Source organism: Rheinheimera mangrovi, assembly GCF_003990335.1.
Taxonomy (GTDB): domain Bacteria; phylum Pseudomonadota; class Gammaproteobacteria; order Enterobacterales; family Alteromonadaceae; genus Pararheinheimera; species Pararheinheimera mangrovi.
The window spans coordinates 2,757,799-2,772,752 of record NZ_CP034683.1; the positions used below are offsets into that span (position 1 = coordinate 2,757,799).

14 protein-coding genes and 1 pseudogene are annotated in these 14,954 nt (G+C 47.1%); 13 read left to right on the forward strand and 2 right to left on the reverse strand.

The window, feature by feature from the left end; genetic code table 11:
• The first annotated feature begins 37 nt into the window (after window positions 1–37).
• The 5 genes and pseudogenes from EK374_RS12340 to EK374_RS21140 form a co-directional block, all read left to right on the forward strand.
• Window positions 38–1,846 carry a PAS domain-containing sensor histidine kinase gene (locus EK374_RS12340; protein ID WP_127023949.1) on the forward strand — a complete coding sequence of 603 codons (1,809 nt, stop codon included), beginning with the start codon at window positions 38–40 and terminating at the stop codon, window positions 1,844–1,846.
• 4 nt (window positions 1,847–1,850) lie between these two features.
• Window positions 1,851–4,226 (forward strand): two-component system response regulator, encoded by a 2,376-nt coding sequence (locus tag EK374_RS12345; protein WP_127023952.1) that lies wholly within the window; start codon window positions 1,851–1,853, stop codon window positions 4,224–4,226.
• Between the two features lie 115 nt (window positions 4,227–4,341).
• On the forward strand, window positions 4,342–4,638 hold the full coding sequence (locus EK374_RS12350) for a nucleotidyltransferase domain-containing protein (RefSeq protein WP_127023956.1): 297 nt from the start codon (window positions 4,342–4,344) through the stop codon (window positions 4,636–4,638).
• Between the two features lie 37 nt (window positions 4,639–4,675).
• Window positions 4,676–5,005 carry a hypothetical protein gene (locus EK374_RS12355; RefSeq protein WP_127023959.1) on the forward strand — a complete coding sequence of 110 codons (330 nt, stop codon included), beginning with the start codon at window positions 4,676–4,678 and terminating at the stop codon, window positions 5,003–5,005.
• Between the two features lie 12 nt (window positions 5,006–5,017).
• Window positions 5,018–5,290, forward strand: a pseudogene (locus EK374_RS21140) (FRG domain-containing protein); the annotation flags it as partial.
• 482 nt (window positions 5,291–5,772) lie between these two features.
• Here the strand turns inward: EK374_RS21140 and EK374_RS12365 are convergent.
• Together EK374_RS12365 and EK374_RS12370 are read right to left on the reverse strand one after the other, a co-directional pair.
• Window positions 5,773–6,891, reverse strand: coding sequence for a PilT/PilU family type 4a pilus ATPase (locus tag EK374_RS12365; protein ID WP_127023962.1), 1,119 nt, complete (start codon window positions 6,889–6,891; stop codon window positions 5,773–5,775).
• Between the two features lie 5 nt (window positions 6,892–6,896).
• The gene (locus EK374_RS12370; protein WP_127023965.1) at window positions 6,897–7,961 is read right to left on the reverse strand and encodes a type IV pilus twitching motility protein PilT; all 1,065 of its coding nucleotides are present in this window, start codon (window positions 7,959–7,961) and stop codon (window positions 6,897–6,899) included.
• Between the two features lie 42 nt (window positions 7,962–8,003).
• Here EK374_RS12370 and EK374_RS12375 point away from each other — a divergent pair, with 42 nt between their 5' ends.
• From EK374_RS12375 to EK374_RS12410, 8 genes are all read left to right on the forward strand, one after another.
• Window positions 8,004–8,693, forward strand: coding sequence for a YggS family pyridoxal phosphate-dependent enzyme (locus EK374_RS12375; protein WP_127023968.1), 690 nt, complete (start codon window positions 8,004–8,006; stop codon window positions 8,691–8,693).
• Complete coding sequence (gene proC, locus EK374_RS12380) at window positions 8,686–9,501, forward strand: pyrroline-5-carboxylate reductase (RefSeq protein WP_127023971.1); 816 nt, start codon at window positions 8,686–8,688, stop codon at window positions 9,499–9,501. Before EK374_RS12375 ends, proC begins: the two co-directional genes overlap by 8 nt.
• Before the next feature lie 10 nt (window positions 9,502–9,511).
• Entirely contained in the window at window positions 9,512–10,054 is a 543-nt protein-coding gene (locus EK374_RS12385) for a YggT family protein (RefSeq protein WP_127023974.1), read from the forward strand.
• Window positions 10,055–10,345 (forward strand): DUF167 family protein, encoded by a 291-nt coding sequence (locus EK374_RS12390; protein WP_127023977.1) that lies wholly within the window; start codon window positions 10,055–10,057, stop codon window positions 10,343–10,345. It abuts the gene before it with no gap.
• A complete protein-coding gene (locus EK374_RS12395) occupies window positions 10,345–10,773 on the forward strand; it encodes a DUF4426 domain-containing protein (protein ID WP_127023980.1) in 429 nt (142 codons plus the stop codon). The genes EK374_RS12390 and EK374_RS12395 overlap by 1 nt, the downstream gene beginning before the upstream one ends.
• Window positions 10,774–10,827: 54 nt before the next feature.
• Entirely contained in the window at window positions 10,828–11,442 is a 615-nt protein-coding gene (gene rdgB, locus EK374_RS12400) for an RdgB/HAM1 family non-canonical purine NTP pyrophosphatase (protein WP_127023983.1), read from the forward strand.
• Window positions 11,442–12,605 carry a radical SAM family heme chaperone HemW gene (gene hemW / locus EK374_RS12405; protein WP_127023986.1) on the forward strand — a complete coding sequence of 388 codons (1,164 nt, stop codon included), beginning with the start codon at window positions 11,442–11,444 and terminating at the stop codon, window positions 12,603–12,605. Before rdgB ends, hemW begins: the two co-directional genes overlap by 1 nt.
• A 173-nt stretch (window positions 12,606–12,778) precedes the next feature.
• Window positions 12,779–14,620, forward strand: a complete 1,842-nt coding sequence (locus EK374_RS12410; RefSeq protein ID WP_127023989.1) for a DUF885 domain-containing protein — start codon at window positions 12,779–12,781, stop codon at window positions 14,618–14,620.
• Window positions 14,621–14,954: the final 334 nt, after the last annotated feature.

A 14,954-nucleotide genomic window follows, 5' to 3' on the forward strand; every position in this document is an offset into this window, starting at 1 on the left:
GTCTAAGTTCAAAACATAGCATTTAAGGTGTACTGACATGGAATCAAGTTCTGAACTAAAAGCTCTGGCACTGGATGCGCTCAGCAAAGTCCTGCCAACCGGCATTGCTGTATTGGATACATCTTTTCGTTACGTCAGCATTAACTCCATACTGGCAGAATTTAATGGTGTCGCCATTGAACAGCACCTGGGCAGAAGTGTGCCTGAAGTATTGCCCGACTTGTCGAGTACTATTATGCCGCTGCTGGAACAGGTGCGGGATACAGGCAAAGCTATTCTCAACTTCAATGTGGGAGCTACCACCACTGAAACGACAGCGGTAACACAGTGGCAAGGCTCTTATATTCCGCTTTTTAACGCCGAGCAACAAGTCTGCGGTATAGCTGTGGTTGCGTTGAACAGAACCATGGACTGGTTTGTACAACAAACCAGAAAAGATGACCTGGACAGGTTGCGCAAAATTCTCGACAACATGTTCACCTTTGTTGGTATTTTGTCACCAGATGGCACTGTACTGGATGCAAATAAACCGCCATTGGAACTCGCAGGTTTAACCCTGGAACAAGTTCGCCATAAAAAATTCTGGGACTGTTTTTGGTGGCAACACGATATTGAATCGTCAAGACGAATAGAACAAGCAGTGGTGGATGCCAGAGCTGGCCACACTAGCCGTTTTGACATCACAGTTCAGATGAAAGACAGTATAGTGATTATCGACTTTATGCTGGCCCCGGTTTATGACGATCATCACCAGCTGAGTTTTCTGGTTCCTTCCGGCATAGAAATCACCAGCAGAAAACGCAGCGAACAAGAATTACAGGACAGTGAAACCCGCTTTCGCCGCGTATTCGACAGCACAGCAGATGGCCTGGTATCCATTGACTCACAAGGCCTTATTACGCTGGCCAATACCAGAGCGTTACAAATGTTTGGCTACGAAACAGGTCAGCTAATAGGTCAGCCTATAGAAATTCTGTTACCAGACCGATACCAAAAGCATCACCCCCAATTACGTCAGGGCTTTATGCTCGACCCTACCACCAGGCCTATGGGGCAGCACAGAGAACTGTACGCCAAACGCAAAGACGACTCGGAGTTTCCGGTGGAAATAGGTCTTACCTATCTCGAAGGCGATAAAAAAACGGCTGTGCTGGCCACCATCACAGATGTATCTGCAGCAAAAGCTGCCCAGCAAAATTTACAACGCATTATTGACGAAAAAACCGCCCTGCTGGCTGAGCGCACCCTGTTACTGAACGAAGTGCATCATCGCGTGAAAAACAATCTGCAGATTGTCTCCAGCCTGCTAAGTTTACGATCCAGAGGTGCCTCACCCGAGCTAAAACAAGTGCTGCAGGAAAGTCAGCTGCGGGTTCGCACTATGGCACTGACACACCAGTTACTGTACGAAAAGCGTGATTTTTCTTCAGTACCTCTGGCAAATTACTTACGGCAACTGTGCCAGTTAGTCAGGCAAACCCTAACCAATGCTGACTTCATCACTTTTGATTTTGTGCAAATGGACGAGCAGATTGTACTGGCGCTGGAACAAGCTATTCCTTGCGGTTTATTAGCCACCGAGATTTTGACCAACAGTATCAAACATGCTTTTCCCGAACAACAAAAAGGGAAGGTGACATTAACCTTAGCCCAAACAGCAAACAAATTGACGCTGGAAATTGGCGACGACGGTGTAGGCTTACCAGCCTCAATTGAATTAGGTCAGGGCAACTCCTTAGGGATGCAGCTGATCCCGGCTTTTATTGCCCAGTTGGGTGCTCAGGTGGAGTTAAGTCGCCAAGGCGGAACCAACTACTCCATTTATTTTTATTCAACTAAGGAATGACAGTATGCAGAGCAATATTCTGATAGTCGAAGATGAATATGTGGTGTCCCTGGATTTAAAAAACACACTGGAAGATTTGGGACACAGAGTCACGGGCACCATAGCTCGTGGTGAAGATGTGGTGGCAAAAGCCATAGAGTGCCCACCGGATCTGATACTGATGGATATTCAACTGGCTGATAAAATGCGTGGCACAGAAGCGGCGGTACATTTAAAAAAACAAATGGATGTGCCGGTGATTTTTCTGACCGCTTACTGTGACGAAAATGTGCTGGAGCAGGCTGAAAGGTCTTTTCCGCATGGCTATCTGATCAAACCTTTTAACCGCAGGGAACTGGATGCCAGCATTCGGATGGCATTGCTCCGGCATCAGGCCGAACTGAAAGTTCGCCGCTCAGAACAGCAACTGCAACAAGCTCTGACTGCGGCCAAAATGAGTCATTGGCAGTTGAACTTATCCACTGACGAACTGGAAATTGACAGCAGCCTTACTGACAATCTGCCATCGCAGCAACAATCAGTTAGCGGTCTTGCCCGGTTAAAAGCTATGCTTGCCGATGAGGAACACCAACGCCTGAACCGGCTTTTTGCCCGCAAAAGGGATTTTAATACTGTTTTTATGTCAGCTCACATCAAACCATTGCAGTACTTTGAATTATTTGGCCATTTTCAGACCAAGCAAAATCAGCATCTGATCAGTGGATTGCTCAGAGATGTGACTGGTAAACAAAAAGAAGAGCTGCAGTTACGCCAGGCTAACACTGTGTTTAAAACCACATCTGAGGCTATTGTAGTATTGGACGAGGCGGCTGAAGTCATTTCGGTAAACCCGGCCTTTAGCCTGCTGACAGGCTATAGTGCTGCGGAAGTGCGTGGACTGAAGCCGGATGATTTTTTGTATCCACCGCAACAGGGGTCCCCGGTATCAGCCAGATTGCAGGAACTAAGCTCCAGTCACTGGAGTGGTGAAGTGGAATGCAAACGTAAAGACGGATCGCTTTTCCCCACCTGGCAACATCTGTGTAAAGTCCGAGCGCCGATGACCAAAGGTGCCATCAGCCACTATGTGATGATGTTCTCCGATATATCAGCACTGCGCCGTGCTGAAGAAAATCTGGCTACTCTGGCATTCAGTGATCATTTGACCGGGCTGGGCAATCGCGTAAAACTTGAAAAAATGCTCAAAACTGAGTTGATCCGGGCTAACAGAAACCAAAGTATGCTGGGTATTTTGTATCTGGATTTAGACGGCTTTAAATTAGTGAATGATACCCTGGGCCACCATGCAGGTGACTTGTTATTGCAGGAAGTCGCTAAACGCATCTGCCTGCTGACGCGTGCTGGCGATGTAGCCACCCGGGTTGGAGGTGACGAGTTTGTATTGGTGGTGCCAGATATTCACCACCCAACGGACTGCATGCGTATCGCCGAAAAAATATTGCATACCATTAGTCAGGATATTTCGCTGCAGGATAACATTGTTAATGTTTCCGCCAGTATAGGTATTGCCTGTTACCCGGACGATGCAATCAGCTATGAAGAATTACTTAAATGTGCTGATTTGGCGATGTTTGCAGCCAAAGACGATGGCAGGAGCAGATATTCCTTTTTTAACCCTTTGATGGCAGAAAAAACCCGGCAGAGAGTGCAAATTGAAAAAGATTTGAAAGCAGCACTGCATAAATCTAACGAACTCGCGATGTACTATCAGCCTATAGTGCGTATCAAAGACGAAGCAGTACGCGGCTTTGAAGCGCTGATCCGCTGGTCTCATCCTATTCTGGGTTTTATCCCACCTGACCGATTTATTAAAGTGGCAGAACAAAGCAGCCTGATTAACGAAGTGGGCGATTGGGTACTACAGCAGGTATTTACCGACATGGCCGAGTTAATAAAGCGCTACGGCAAGGATATTTCGGTATCGATCAATCTGTCAGTACGTCAGCTAGAAGATCAGCAGCTGGCTGATAAAATCAGCCTATTGGCGGCAAAATTCGATGTCTCTTTGTCTTTGATTTATTTTGAAATTACCGAAACCGCTCTGAGTCAAAGCCAAAGCTTGCTGAACACACTGGAACAACTGCGCAGCCTGGGTGCCCGCATCTCAGTAGATGATTTTGGAACAGGCTACTCCTCCTTAAGTCGCCTGCGCGAATTGCCTATTGATTGTTTGAAAATTGACAGGGCTTTTATTGTCAGCCTGCAGCAGGACAGCAGCAGTGCGGAAATAATCCGTGCTATTTGCGCTTTAGGCAAAGCCTTACAACTGACTATTGTTGCAGAAGGTGTGGAAACACCGGCGCAGTATCAGCTCTTAAAAGATATAGGCTGTGATAAAGCGCAGGGCTATTTGTTTGGCAGGCCAGGACCGCTGAGTTAAATTTTTCGATTGGCCAGGACTCAAACAAACCCAAGTAACACCAAGGCGAGGCTAGTCCTGCTAAACACAGAGCGCTATACTCTCTATTAATCAATGCATTAATCGGACTTTTAGTGTGCGACTGACTCCCTATGAAATAAAAAGCATCAAGGCTTGCGTAAAAAAAGTCCTTGGGCCTGAAGCAACAGTCAGTTTATTTGGCTCCCGAACCGACGACACAAAATCAGGAGGCGATATTGACCTTTTGGTGCAAAGTTTGTTTGCCATTGATAATCCGGCCATGACAGCAGCACGAATCGAAGCGGAGATCATTATGACTCTGGGCGACCAAAAAATAGATGTGCTGCTAAAAGCTCCAAATTTTGCCATCCAGCCTATTCATCAGATCGCCGAACAGGGAATTTTGTTATGACGTTAAATCAGGATGAACAACTGCGGTTGGTATCAGAATGGAAATAAATTCAAACTTTACACGTAGCAGAAATGGGTGGGGTGAAAGCCAAAAAGATGAAGGTGTTTCACTTGTTAAATGTCTGAGTTGGCTCGGTTTTGTTGAGTTTCTTCATCATAACGAAACATTAAGAAACAACCAAGGGTACTGTTCCAGAGGACAATCCTCAGAATGCTGGGGTTTGACATCGACCTTAAAGCGTCAGCTCCAATCGGATGATGTCTCAAAACTAACTCAAATTGAAACGGATGTTCTGGCGCGTTTTAAAAAGTATTGCATAGGCCGCAGAGAGCTTAATCCAAGGCAACTGGAAGATAACGAGTATTGAGCCCTTGGCCAACATTATGGACTTAATCCCCCTCTGCTCCATTGGACTGACTCACCTTATGTAGCAGCGTTTTTTAAATTTCACTCTGACAACTCCGATACTGAAAATGTTGTCGTTTGGGCGCTATCAAAATCTGTCAATAATGAAATTAACAGCAATGAAAACTTAGAGAAATTGCAATTTCTTGAGCTAAATATTGATGAAAATGCCAGACTGATAAACCAAAAAGGATTATTTGTACGCACACCTAATATGGTATGTGTAGAAACCTACAAAATCTTATAGCTAGAAAATCTCGTGTTGTACTGGCAAAAATACTAATTCCCAGCTCAGAACGCATTTTCGCTTTAGATTCACTAGACAAAATGAACATAAGTTCGTTAACCCTGTTTCCTGATCTGAAAGGCTCATTTTACGAATTACATCCAAAAACGAGATCATAAATAACTGTCAGGCCAAGTAAGACTCTATATAGCATCCCTCCCCTTAGCCGCAAGCCGTTCAAAAATAGGTGGCCAAGGTTTTAAGACGAGGAGTGTCTGAGCGAGGAGCGGTAGCGACGAACGAGTTGCACAATCGCCTTGGACGCACGTTTTTGAGCGGGTTTTCGCAGCGGCCAGGGTCGCCTTTTCTTTGGATACTTTCTTTTGGCGAAGCAAAAGAAAGTATCTCGCCAACGGCGAAAGCGTTTTTATCAAAGCATCTGAACAGCCGACGGGGATAAACCCCGTCCCTACGAGCCAAAAATAGTTACAACGAATCACGACCTAATCATTATCCGTTAAACCCGCCACAGTCACACCAGACAATAAACCTGAGCCTGTAGTGCCCTCTTTTAGCTTCATCATCAAACGTAAATCGTTTGGCGAATCTGCATAATGCAGCGCATCTGCGTGGCTAATTTGGCCCGCTTTGTATAAATCATACAAAGCCTGGTCAAAGGTCTGCATACCCAGTTCACGAGACTTGCTCATCACAGCTTTGATTTCGCCTATCTCGCCGCGTTTAATTAAATCGGCAATCAGCGGTGAATTCAGCAGCACTTCAATAGCTGCCACCCGTTTTTTACCATCCACAGTAGGCACCAGTTGCTGGGCCACTATGGCGCGTAAATTCAGCGATAAATCAAAGAGTAATTTGCCGTGCTTCTCTTTAGGCACCAAATGCATAATACGGTCTATGCCTTGATTTGCGTTGTTAGCGTGCAAAGTGGCGATACATAGGTGGCCGGTTTCAGCAAAAGACAGCGCGTACTCCATGGTGTCCTGACTGCGGATCTCCCCTATTAAAATCACATCAGGTGCCTGACGTAACGAGCTTTTCAGCGCCGCTTCAAAAGATTCGGTATCAATACCCACTTCGCGTTGTGTCACCAGGCTTTTTTGGTGATCGTGCACAAATTCAATCGGATCTTCGATGGTTAAAATATGACCTCGGGCATTTTGATTGCGATAACCAAGCAAAGCCGCCAGCGAGGTGGATTTACCAGCACCAGTCCCGCCCACAAAGAGCACCAGTCCGCGTTTGGACATAATAATGTCTTTTAACACAGGCGGCAGGCCTAAATCATCGGCTTTGGGGATAGTGGTCACTATACGACGGACCACCATACCGGCCTGATCCCGTTGCCAGAAGGCAGAAACCCGAAAGCGTCCTGCGTCATTGGCAATTGCGAAGTTACATTCTTTCTCCTGCTGAAACTGCGCTTGTTGTTTTGGCGTCATAGCAGATAACACCAAAGCCAGCGATTGCTCAGGGTTCAGCACTTGCTCTGCTATCGGCTGCATTTCACCGTTAATTTTTGCGGACGCAGCAAGGCCAGCCGTGATAAATAAATCCGAAGCACCAGCAGCTACCATTTTGTGTAAATAGTCGATTAAGCCCATTGCTGTTACCCCATCCGCCCCATAGAGCCCATGCTGTTAAAGGAGTTTTTATCCTGAGCTTTAGCCAATGCGTCTTTTTGATTGATCACACCACGGTTAACCAGATTAATCAGGCATTGATCCATAGTTTGCATACCATGGGCTGCGCCGGTTTGGATCACTGAGTACATCTGGGCAATTTTATCTTCACGAATTAAATTTCGGATGGCCGGAACCCCCAACATAATTTCATGGGCCGCTACCCTGCCGCCGCCATTTTTCTTCAGCAGCGTCTGGGAAATAACAGCTCTTAAGGATTCAGACAACATGGAACGCACCATGGCTTTTTCTTCACCCGGAAAGACGTCAATAATCCTGTCTATGGTTTTTGGTGCTGAGGTGGTGTGCAAAGTGCCAAACACCAAATGGCCGGTTTCAGCTGCTGTCATCGCCAGACGAATGGTTTCCAAATCACGTAGCTCACCCACCAGTATCACATCCGGGTCTTCACGCAAGGCTGAGCGCAAGGCATTGCTGAAACTATGAGTATCCCGGTGCACTTCCCGCTGGTTGATTAAACTGAGTTTATTCTGGTGCACAAATTCAATGGGGTCTTCTATCGTCAGAATATGATGGTTTTTACTGGTGTTGATATAGTCAATCATCGCCGCCAGGGTTGTGGATTTACCAGACCCTGTAGGACCAGTCACCAGCACCAGGCCACGCGGGTTGTCCGAAATACTGCGAAACACATCGGGAGCATTTAAATCTTCAAGGCTTAACACATCACTTGGGATGGTCCGAAACACAGCAGCAGCACCGCGGTTTTGTACAAAAGCGTTGACACGAAAACGGGCTAAACCCGGAACTTCAAAAGAAAAGTCGGATTCGAGCTTTTCTTCGTATTCTTTACGCTGACGGTCATTCATAATGTCGTACACCAAAGAGTGCACAGCTTTATGGTCCAAAGCCGGAATATTTAAACGTCGCACATCCCCATCCACCCGGATAAGTGGCGGTACACCGGCTGATAAATGCAGATCCGAAGCTTTATGTTGCACACTAAAGGCGAGTAATTCGGTAATATCCATGATGAAAAGCACTCCAAAGCAAAGGCTAAGAACAGAGTTGATATGACAAACAACATAGCAGAAGCGTTGAAATCAGCCTACAACGCCATCACAGAATTTCAGACAAAACAGCAATTAAACCAACAAAGCCGCCTTATTGCCGTCAGTAAAACCAAACCAGCAGCCTCAGTGGCCGTTGCCTATCAGGCAGGTCAACGCGCTTTTGGTGAAAACTATGTGCAGGAACTGGTCAGTAAAGCAACAGAACTGCATCAGCTTGACGGCATAGAGTGGCATTTTATTGGCCCTATTCAGTCGAATAAAACCAAAGACATAGCGCTTTATGCCGACTGGGTGCACAGCATAGACCGACTAAAAATTGCTGAACGTTTATCAACACAGCGCCCTTTGGATAAAGCCCCGCTGCAGGTGCTGCTGCAGGTCAATATCAGTGGCGAAGAGTCCAAATCGGGCATAGAACCTGCGGATTTAATAAATCTAGCAACTCAAGTCGCTAGATTGCCGCAACTTAAACTCAAAGGCTTAATGGCCATTCCAGAGCCGGGAAAAGGCGCTGAAGCATTTGCTCAGATGCAAAAACTGTCACTGCAATTGCAACAGCAACATCCTGATGCAAAAGAACTTTCGATGGGCATGTCAGATGACTGGCAAGACGCTCTGCGCTTTGGTTCTACTATGATAAGATTAGGCACGGCCATTTTTGGAGCCAGGGGAACCCCTTCTAATGATTGACAATACTGTTGCATTTATCGGCGCTGGTAATATGGCGCAATGTATTATCGGAGGCATGATTCAGCAGGGTTATCCGGCTGAAAATATTATTGCCGCCAACCGCAATGCAGAAAAATTACAGGCGTTAAAAAGCCAATACGGCATTGAAACCACCACAGACAACATCGAAGCTGTGACCAAAGCCGATGTGATAGTGCTGGCGGTGAAACCTCAAATGATGGCCGAAGTCTGTAAGCAAATCATAGAGCAAGCGCCAGAGTCTCAGGAAAAGCTGTTTATCTCTGTCGCTGCTGGTATTTCAATTGAGCGTTTTGAACAGTTATTGGGACAAGTGCGGATTATCCGTGCTATGCCGAATACCCCGGCTTTGGTCGGTTTAGGCGTCACAGGTTTATTTCCAAGCCGCTGCTCAGTGTACGAGCAATCTTTTGCTGAAAAACTCTTTGCCGGCACAGGCAAAACCGTCTGGCTGGAAAAAGAGCAGGACATTAACGCCATTATTGCGGTCACTGGCAGTGCACCGGCCTATTTTTTCTATTTTATGCAGGCCATGCAACAGGTCGCGCAAGAACTCGGCTTTGATGAAAATCAGGCCAAAGCAATGGTGGCGCAAACGGCTCTGGGTGCAGCCACTATGGCCAGTCAGTCCGACTTATCCTTTGAAGCGCTGCGTGCTCAGGTGACGTCCAAAGGCGGTACCACACACGAAGCCATTGAAACTTTTAAACAACATAATCTTGAAAGCATGGTCAAAGACGCCATGTATGCAGCGATACGCCGTGCTGAAGAAATGGCAAAAACTCTTTAAGGATTCATAAATGACCGAAGCATTCTTTTTCCTGTTAAGCAGCCTGATCAAACTTTATCTGATGGTAATAATACTGCGGATTTGGCTGCAAAGTGCCAAAGCCGATTTTTACAACCCATTCAGCCAGTTTGTGGTTAAAGCGACAAATCCTGTGATAGTGCCACTGCGCCGGTTTTTACCAAGCTTAGGCCCAGTGGATACCGCCAGCTGGATTTTTGCTTTTGCGATCTGTGTATTGCATGTCGCCATAGTACAGATGCTGCAACTAGGTCAGGTTTTTTACGTGTATTTGCCGCTTAGTGCCCTGGTATTGCTGATCACCGAAGCGCTGCAACTTGCATTCTGGATTTTAGTGATCCGCGCCTTACTGAGCTGGTTCAGTCAGGGCCGTAATCCGGTAGAACTGGTGATGCACCAATTGACTGAACCTTTGTTACGTCCGGTACGCAGAGTTGTGCCAGTCATGGGCGGTCTGGATCTATCGTTGCTGGTGGTACTGCTAGGTATCCAGTTTATCCAGATTTTATTAACCAATATGTTACGTGGTTTCTAAATGCTAACCCGGCTGGCCAATGGCGATATCCTGCTGCAATTGCATGTGCAGCCTGGCGCTAGCCGGGATCAGTTTTTAGGCCTGCATGGTGATGCCATCAAAGTGGCGATTAAAGCTCCACCTGTCGATGGCAAAGCCAATGCGCATTTACAACAGTTTCTGGCGCAAAGTTTTGACGTGGCAAAACGTCAGGTGCTGCTGGAAAAAGGCGAACTGAGCCGACAGAAAAAATGGCGCATTGTCGCGCCCTGCTCTGTGCCTGGCGCCTTACAACCTTATCTGGAGTCCTGATGAAACACTATCTGCTGGCTGCGAGCCTGGTTCTGGCCCTGTTTATAAGCCCACTTCAGGCTGAACAAAAAAAAGTGCTGGGGCCATGGGATGTGCATTACATCGCCTTTGACAGCACCATGCTTGATGCCAAAGTGGCACAAAGTTATCAGTTGCAACGCAGTTTGTATCAGGCGGTGCTGAATATCTCCGTATTGAACAGCTCTGATCAAAAAGCACAACAAGTGCGGATCAGCGGCACAGCGACAGATTTAACTCAAAAGCAAATTGAACTTGAGTTTCGTGAAGTGAAAGAAGGAGAAGCCATTTATTATCTGGCTCAGGTGCCTGTGCACGACCAAAAACACCTGAAATTTAAGCTGGAGATTTGGCAAGGCACTGAACGCCAGCAGCTGGAGTTTTCCCAAGTGTTTTACACTGAGCAGTAGTCTCTTTACCCGGCTCAGTGTCCACTGAGCCTTTTTTGTTTCAAAGGTTTCCTTATGCATAAACTTGTTTTAGCCACTGGTAATAAAGGCAAATTAGCCGAGTTATCTGCTCTGCTCGCTCCTTTTGACTGGCAGGTGCTGCCGCAGTCCGACTTTCAGGTGCCAGACGCTATTGAAGATGGCTTAAGTTTTATTGAAAACGCCCTGATTAAAGCCCGTCACGCCAGCCGTTTAACTGGCCTGCCCGCTATAGCGGACGATTCAGGTTTAGCTGTAGATGCCTTAGGCGGCGCACCAGGCATTTATTCCGCCCGTTATGCCGGTGAACATGGCAATGATTTAAAAAACCTGCAGCAGTTGTTGCTTGATTTAAAAGAAGTCCCACAAGGCAAACGAGCCGCTCAGTTTCACTGTGTGCTGGCTTTTGTCCGTCATGCCGATGACCCTGTCCCTGTGATCGCTCATGGTATCTGGCATGGTCAGATTGCCTTTGAAGCCGCAGGCTCCGGTGGTTTTGGCTATGACCCAATTTTCTTGCCCGATGATTCGACTGGCAGTGCCGCTGAATTAACCGCTGAGCAGAAAAAGCAGCTTAGCCACAGAGGCAAAGCGCTGCGTTTATTGGTGTCCGTACTAAAAGGTGAACAATTAAAAGGTGAACAAGGTTGATGAACCTTGCATCAACTACGCAGCTGCAGCTGCCGCCGCTGGCGCTTTATATCCATATTCCCTGGTGTATTCAAAAATGCCCTTACTGTGACTTCAACTCCCATGCGGTGAAACAAGGCATTCCAGAGCAGGAATATATCAGCCATTTACTGGCTGATTTACGTCAGGACCTAGGCTATGTGCAGGGCCGCGAAATCAGCTCTATTTTTATTGGCGGCGGCACGCCCAGCACTTTTAGCGGTGAAGGTATTCAGGCCATTTTAGATGGTGTGCGTACAGAGCTCCAGTTGACAAGAGATTGCGAAATCACCATGGAAGCCAACCCTGGCACAGTCGAAGCCGCGCGTTTTGCTGCTTATGTTGCAGCTGGGGTCACCCGTTTCTCCATAGGAGTGCAAAGTTTTCAGGCAGAGCAGCTCAAAGCCTTAGGCCGTATTCATAACTGTGACGAAGCGATAAAAGCGGCACAGCTTGCCGCCCAATTGCCGCTGCAAAGCTTTAATCTGGATTTAATGCACGGTCTGCCGGATCAGGATGTGACAGGCGCTTTGGCCGATTTACAGCAAGCTATTGATTTAAAACCGCCGCATTTGTCCTGGTATCAGCTGACCATTGAACCTAATACCGCCTTTGCCTCACGCCCTCCAGTGCTGCCGGAAGACGAAGCCTTGTGGGACATTCAGGAGCAAGGCCACCAGCTGTTACAGCGGCATGGCTATACGCAGTACGAAATTTCGGCTTACAGCCAGACCGGTCAGCGGTGCCGGCATAACCTGAACTACTGGCGTTATGGTGACTATCTGGGGATTGGTTGTGGCGCTCATGGCAAAATCACCCTGCCAGAGACAGGGCAAATTGTCCGGCCTGTCAAAATCAAGCATCCCAAAGGCTATATGGATATCAGTAAAGGTTATCTGGATGAAAGTACTGAAGTGCAGCCTGATGATCGTGCCTTTGAGTTTTTTATGAACCGCTTTCGCTTGCTCGAAGCTTGTCCTAAACAGGATTTCAGCGCTTATACCGGCCTGCCAATCGCAGCAGTCGAGGATGCGCTTGCCAAAGCAGAGCAGCTGGGGTTAATTAACAGCACAGAAACGCAGTGGCAAATCAGCCCCAAAGGTGCGCGCTACCTGAATGATTTGCTAGAACTATTTATCGACTAATACCCGTCGTTCTTGAAGCTGCAGCTTTGTTGACTGCGCGTTCTCGCCCCAGTCACATAGGTTACTATGCTCCTGGGGATTCGCTCGCTTGTCGTCGCGCTGCAACTCCAATTACTTAGGGTATGGAATTTTCAACCAACTAACTACGACAAATAATGAAGGTCCATTTACTTATGTATTTACGTTACTCAGCACTAGCGCTGGCAGTAAGCCTGGCCACTGTCGCAGGTTGCAAGCCTGCTCCGACTCAGATTGATCAAAGTAAAATCATTGAAGCCACTGTGGTTTTAACTGAAAACCAAAAAGCCGATGCGCTGTTTGAAAGTATTTTCCAGCAGCAAGTAGATAACAGTCCGGAAACCCAGACAGGTTTGGGCCTGAAAACTAACTACGACCAATGGGATGATTTATCTGAAACCCATCGCCAAAAAGAACTGGAGCAAACCAAACAGCAACTGGCACAAGTACAGGCGCTGAATATGCAAAGCCTCGACAGTGGCCGCCAACTGAGCGTAAAGCTGTTAACAGCGCGACTGCAAGCCCGTTTAGACGACGCTAAATGGGATCTCTACAGCTACCCTGTTAATCAAATGTATGGCACACATTCCAATGTACCTTCGCTGCTGATTAACCAGCACAGTATCAGTGATGAAAGCGACGCCAAAGCTTATATTGGTCGCTTAAAAAATGTCACCACCTACTTTAAGCAGTTAGAACAACAATTACAGGTGCGGGCTGATGCCGGCATTCTGCCACCGAAATTTGTGTTTGCTCATGTGATAGGCGCCAGCCGCAACATTATCAGCGGCGCCCCTTTTGACGGTGGCAACGACAGCACCCTGCTGGCGGATTTCCGTGGCAAAGTGCAGGAATTAAAACTAGAGCAAGCAGAAAAAGATCTGCTGATTAAAGAAGCTGAATTGGCACTGATTGGCAGCGTAAAACCTGCTTATGAAAGCCTGCTTAAATTACTGACTACATTAGAAGAAAAAGCCGGTACTGAAGACGGTGTCTGGCGCTTTAAAGACGGCGATAAATTTTACGCGACCCGTTTAGCCCGCATCACCACTACAGATTACAGCGCTGAAAAAATTCACAATCTGGGTTTATCTGAAGTAGCCCGTATTCATGATGAAATGAAAGCCATTATGAAAAAGGTCGGCTTTAAAGGCGATTTACAGCAGTTTTTTGCCTTTATGCGTGACGACCAGCAGTTTTATTACCCGGATACTGCAGAAGGCAAAGCCGCATACTTAGCTGAAGCCACCCGTATTATCGATACCATGAAATCGCGCCTGGACGAGCTGTTTATCGTCAAGCCTAAAGCCGATATGGTGGTCAAAGCGGTCGAGCCTTTCCGCGAACAATCTGCGGGTAAAGCCTTCTACGAACAACCTTCAATGGACGGCAGTCGCCCTGGTATTTATTACGCCAACCTGTACCGCATGAGTGGTATGCCGAAGTACCAAATGGAAGCTTTGGCTTACCATGAAGGTATTCCGGGCCACCATATGCAAATCGCCATCTCGCAGGAACTGGAAAACGTGCCTAAGTTCCGCAAGTTTGGTGGTTACACTGCTTATATCGAAGGTTGGGGTTTATACACTGAGTTCCTGCCCAAAGAGATTGGTATGTATCAGGACCCCTACTCCGACTTCGGCCGTTTAGCTATGGAGCTGTGGCGCGCCTGCCGTTTAGTGGTCGACACTGGCTTACACGACAAAAAATGGAGCCGTGAGCAGGCCATTCAGTATCTGGTCGACAATACGCCAAACTCTAAAGGCGAAGCAGTCAACGCCATTGAGCGTTACATTGTGATGCCAGGCCAAGCCACGGCATACACTGTCGGCATGCTGAAACTGTTGGAACTGCGCGAAAAAGCCAAAACAGCCTTAGGCGACAAGTTCGATATCCGCCAATTCCATGACGTGGTATTGAAAAACGGTGCTGTGCCTTTGGATGTGCTGGAGCAGTTGGTGGATCAATATATTCAGGCAGCTAAAGCCAAGATTTAATTGAAGCTCACCGAATATATACTGTAGGGGCGCCCCTTGTGGGCGCCCGTTGTTTTGCCTAAGTTCACATTATTTTTCAGTCTAAGCTACTCATAACCCGCTAAAACACAGACTGTTTTTCCATAACTCTCCGCTACTGATGCCTCAGGATCCTTATTTAAAATCCCTGTTCTACCCTGCTCAGCTTTTGACCAAATAAGGTAAAGCTATTAAAGGGATTCGTAAGTGATTGCACGTTCCGTTATGCCGCAAACTTCGACACACTATGTTGTATTCAATCTTTGTGGCCTAAGGATTCGCTTTCATGTTTAGCCTAATACCCTGTCTCCATAAC

What these genes read in the sequence shown, in the direction of transcription:
- EK374_RS12375 (WP_127023968.1), top strand. Translation starts at nt 8,004, where the DNA reads ATGACAAACAACATAGCAGAAGCGTTGAAATCAGCCTACAACGCCATC.
- EK374_RS12345 (WP_127023952.1), top strand. Translation starts at nt 1,851, where the DNA reads ATGCAGAGCAATATTCTGATAGTCGAAGATGAATATGTGGTGTCCCTG.
- hemW (WP_127023986.1), top strand. Translation starts at nt 11,442, where the DNA reads ATGAACCTTGCATCAACTACGCAGCTGCAGCTGCCGCCGCTGGCGCTT.
- EK374_RS12390 (WP_127023977.1), top strand. Translation starts at nt 10,055, where the DNA reads ATGCTAACCCGGCTGGCCAATGGCGATATCCTGCTGCAATTGCATGTG.
- EK374_RS12355 (WP_127023959.1), top strand. Translation starts at nt 4,676, where the DNA reads ATGGAAATAAATTCAAACTTTACACGTAGCAGAAATGGGTGGGGTGAA.
- EK374_RS12410 (WP_127023989.1), top strand. Translation starts at nt 12,779, where the DNA reads ATGTATTTACGTTACTCAGCACTAGCGCTGGCAGTAAGCCTGGCCACT.
- EK374_RS12370 (WP_127023965.1), bottom strand. Translation starts at nt 7,961, where the DNA reads ATGGATATTACCGAATTACTCGCCTTTAGTGTGCAACATAAAGCTTCG.
- rdgB (WP_127023983.1), top strand. Translation starts at nt 10,828, where the DNA reads ATGCATAAACTTGTTTTAGCCACTGGTAATAAAGGCAAATTAGCCGAG.
- EK374_RS12395 (WP_127023980.1), top strand. Translation starts at nt 10,345, where the DNA reads ATGAAACACTATCTGCTGGCTGCGAGCCTGGTTCTGGCCCTGTTTATA.
- proC (WP_127023971.1), top strand. Translation starts at nt 8,686, where the DNA reads ATGATTGACAATACTGTTGCATTTATCGGCGCTGGTAATATGGCGCAA.
- EK374_RS12385 (WP_127023974.1), top strand. Translation starts at nt 9,512, where the DNA reads ATGACCGAAGCATTCTTTTTCCTGTTAAGCAGCCTGATCAAACTTTAT.
- EK374_RS12340 (WP_127023949.1), top strand. Translation starts at nt 38, where the DNA reads ATGGAATCAAGTTCTGAACTAAAAGCTCTGGCACTGGATGCGCTCAGC.
- EK374_RS12365 (WP_127023962.1), bottom strand. Translation starts at nt 6,891, where the DNA reads ATGGGCTTAATCGACTATTTACACAAAATGGTAGCTGCTGGTGCTTCG.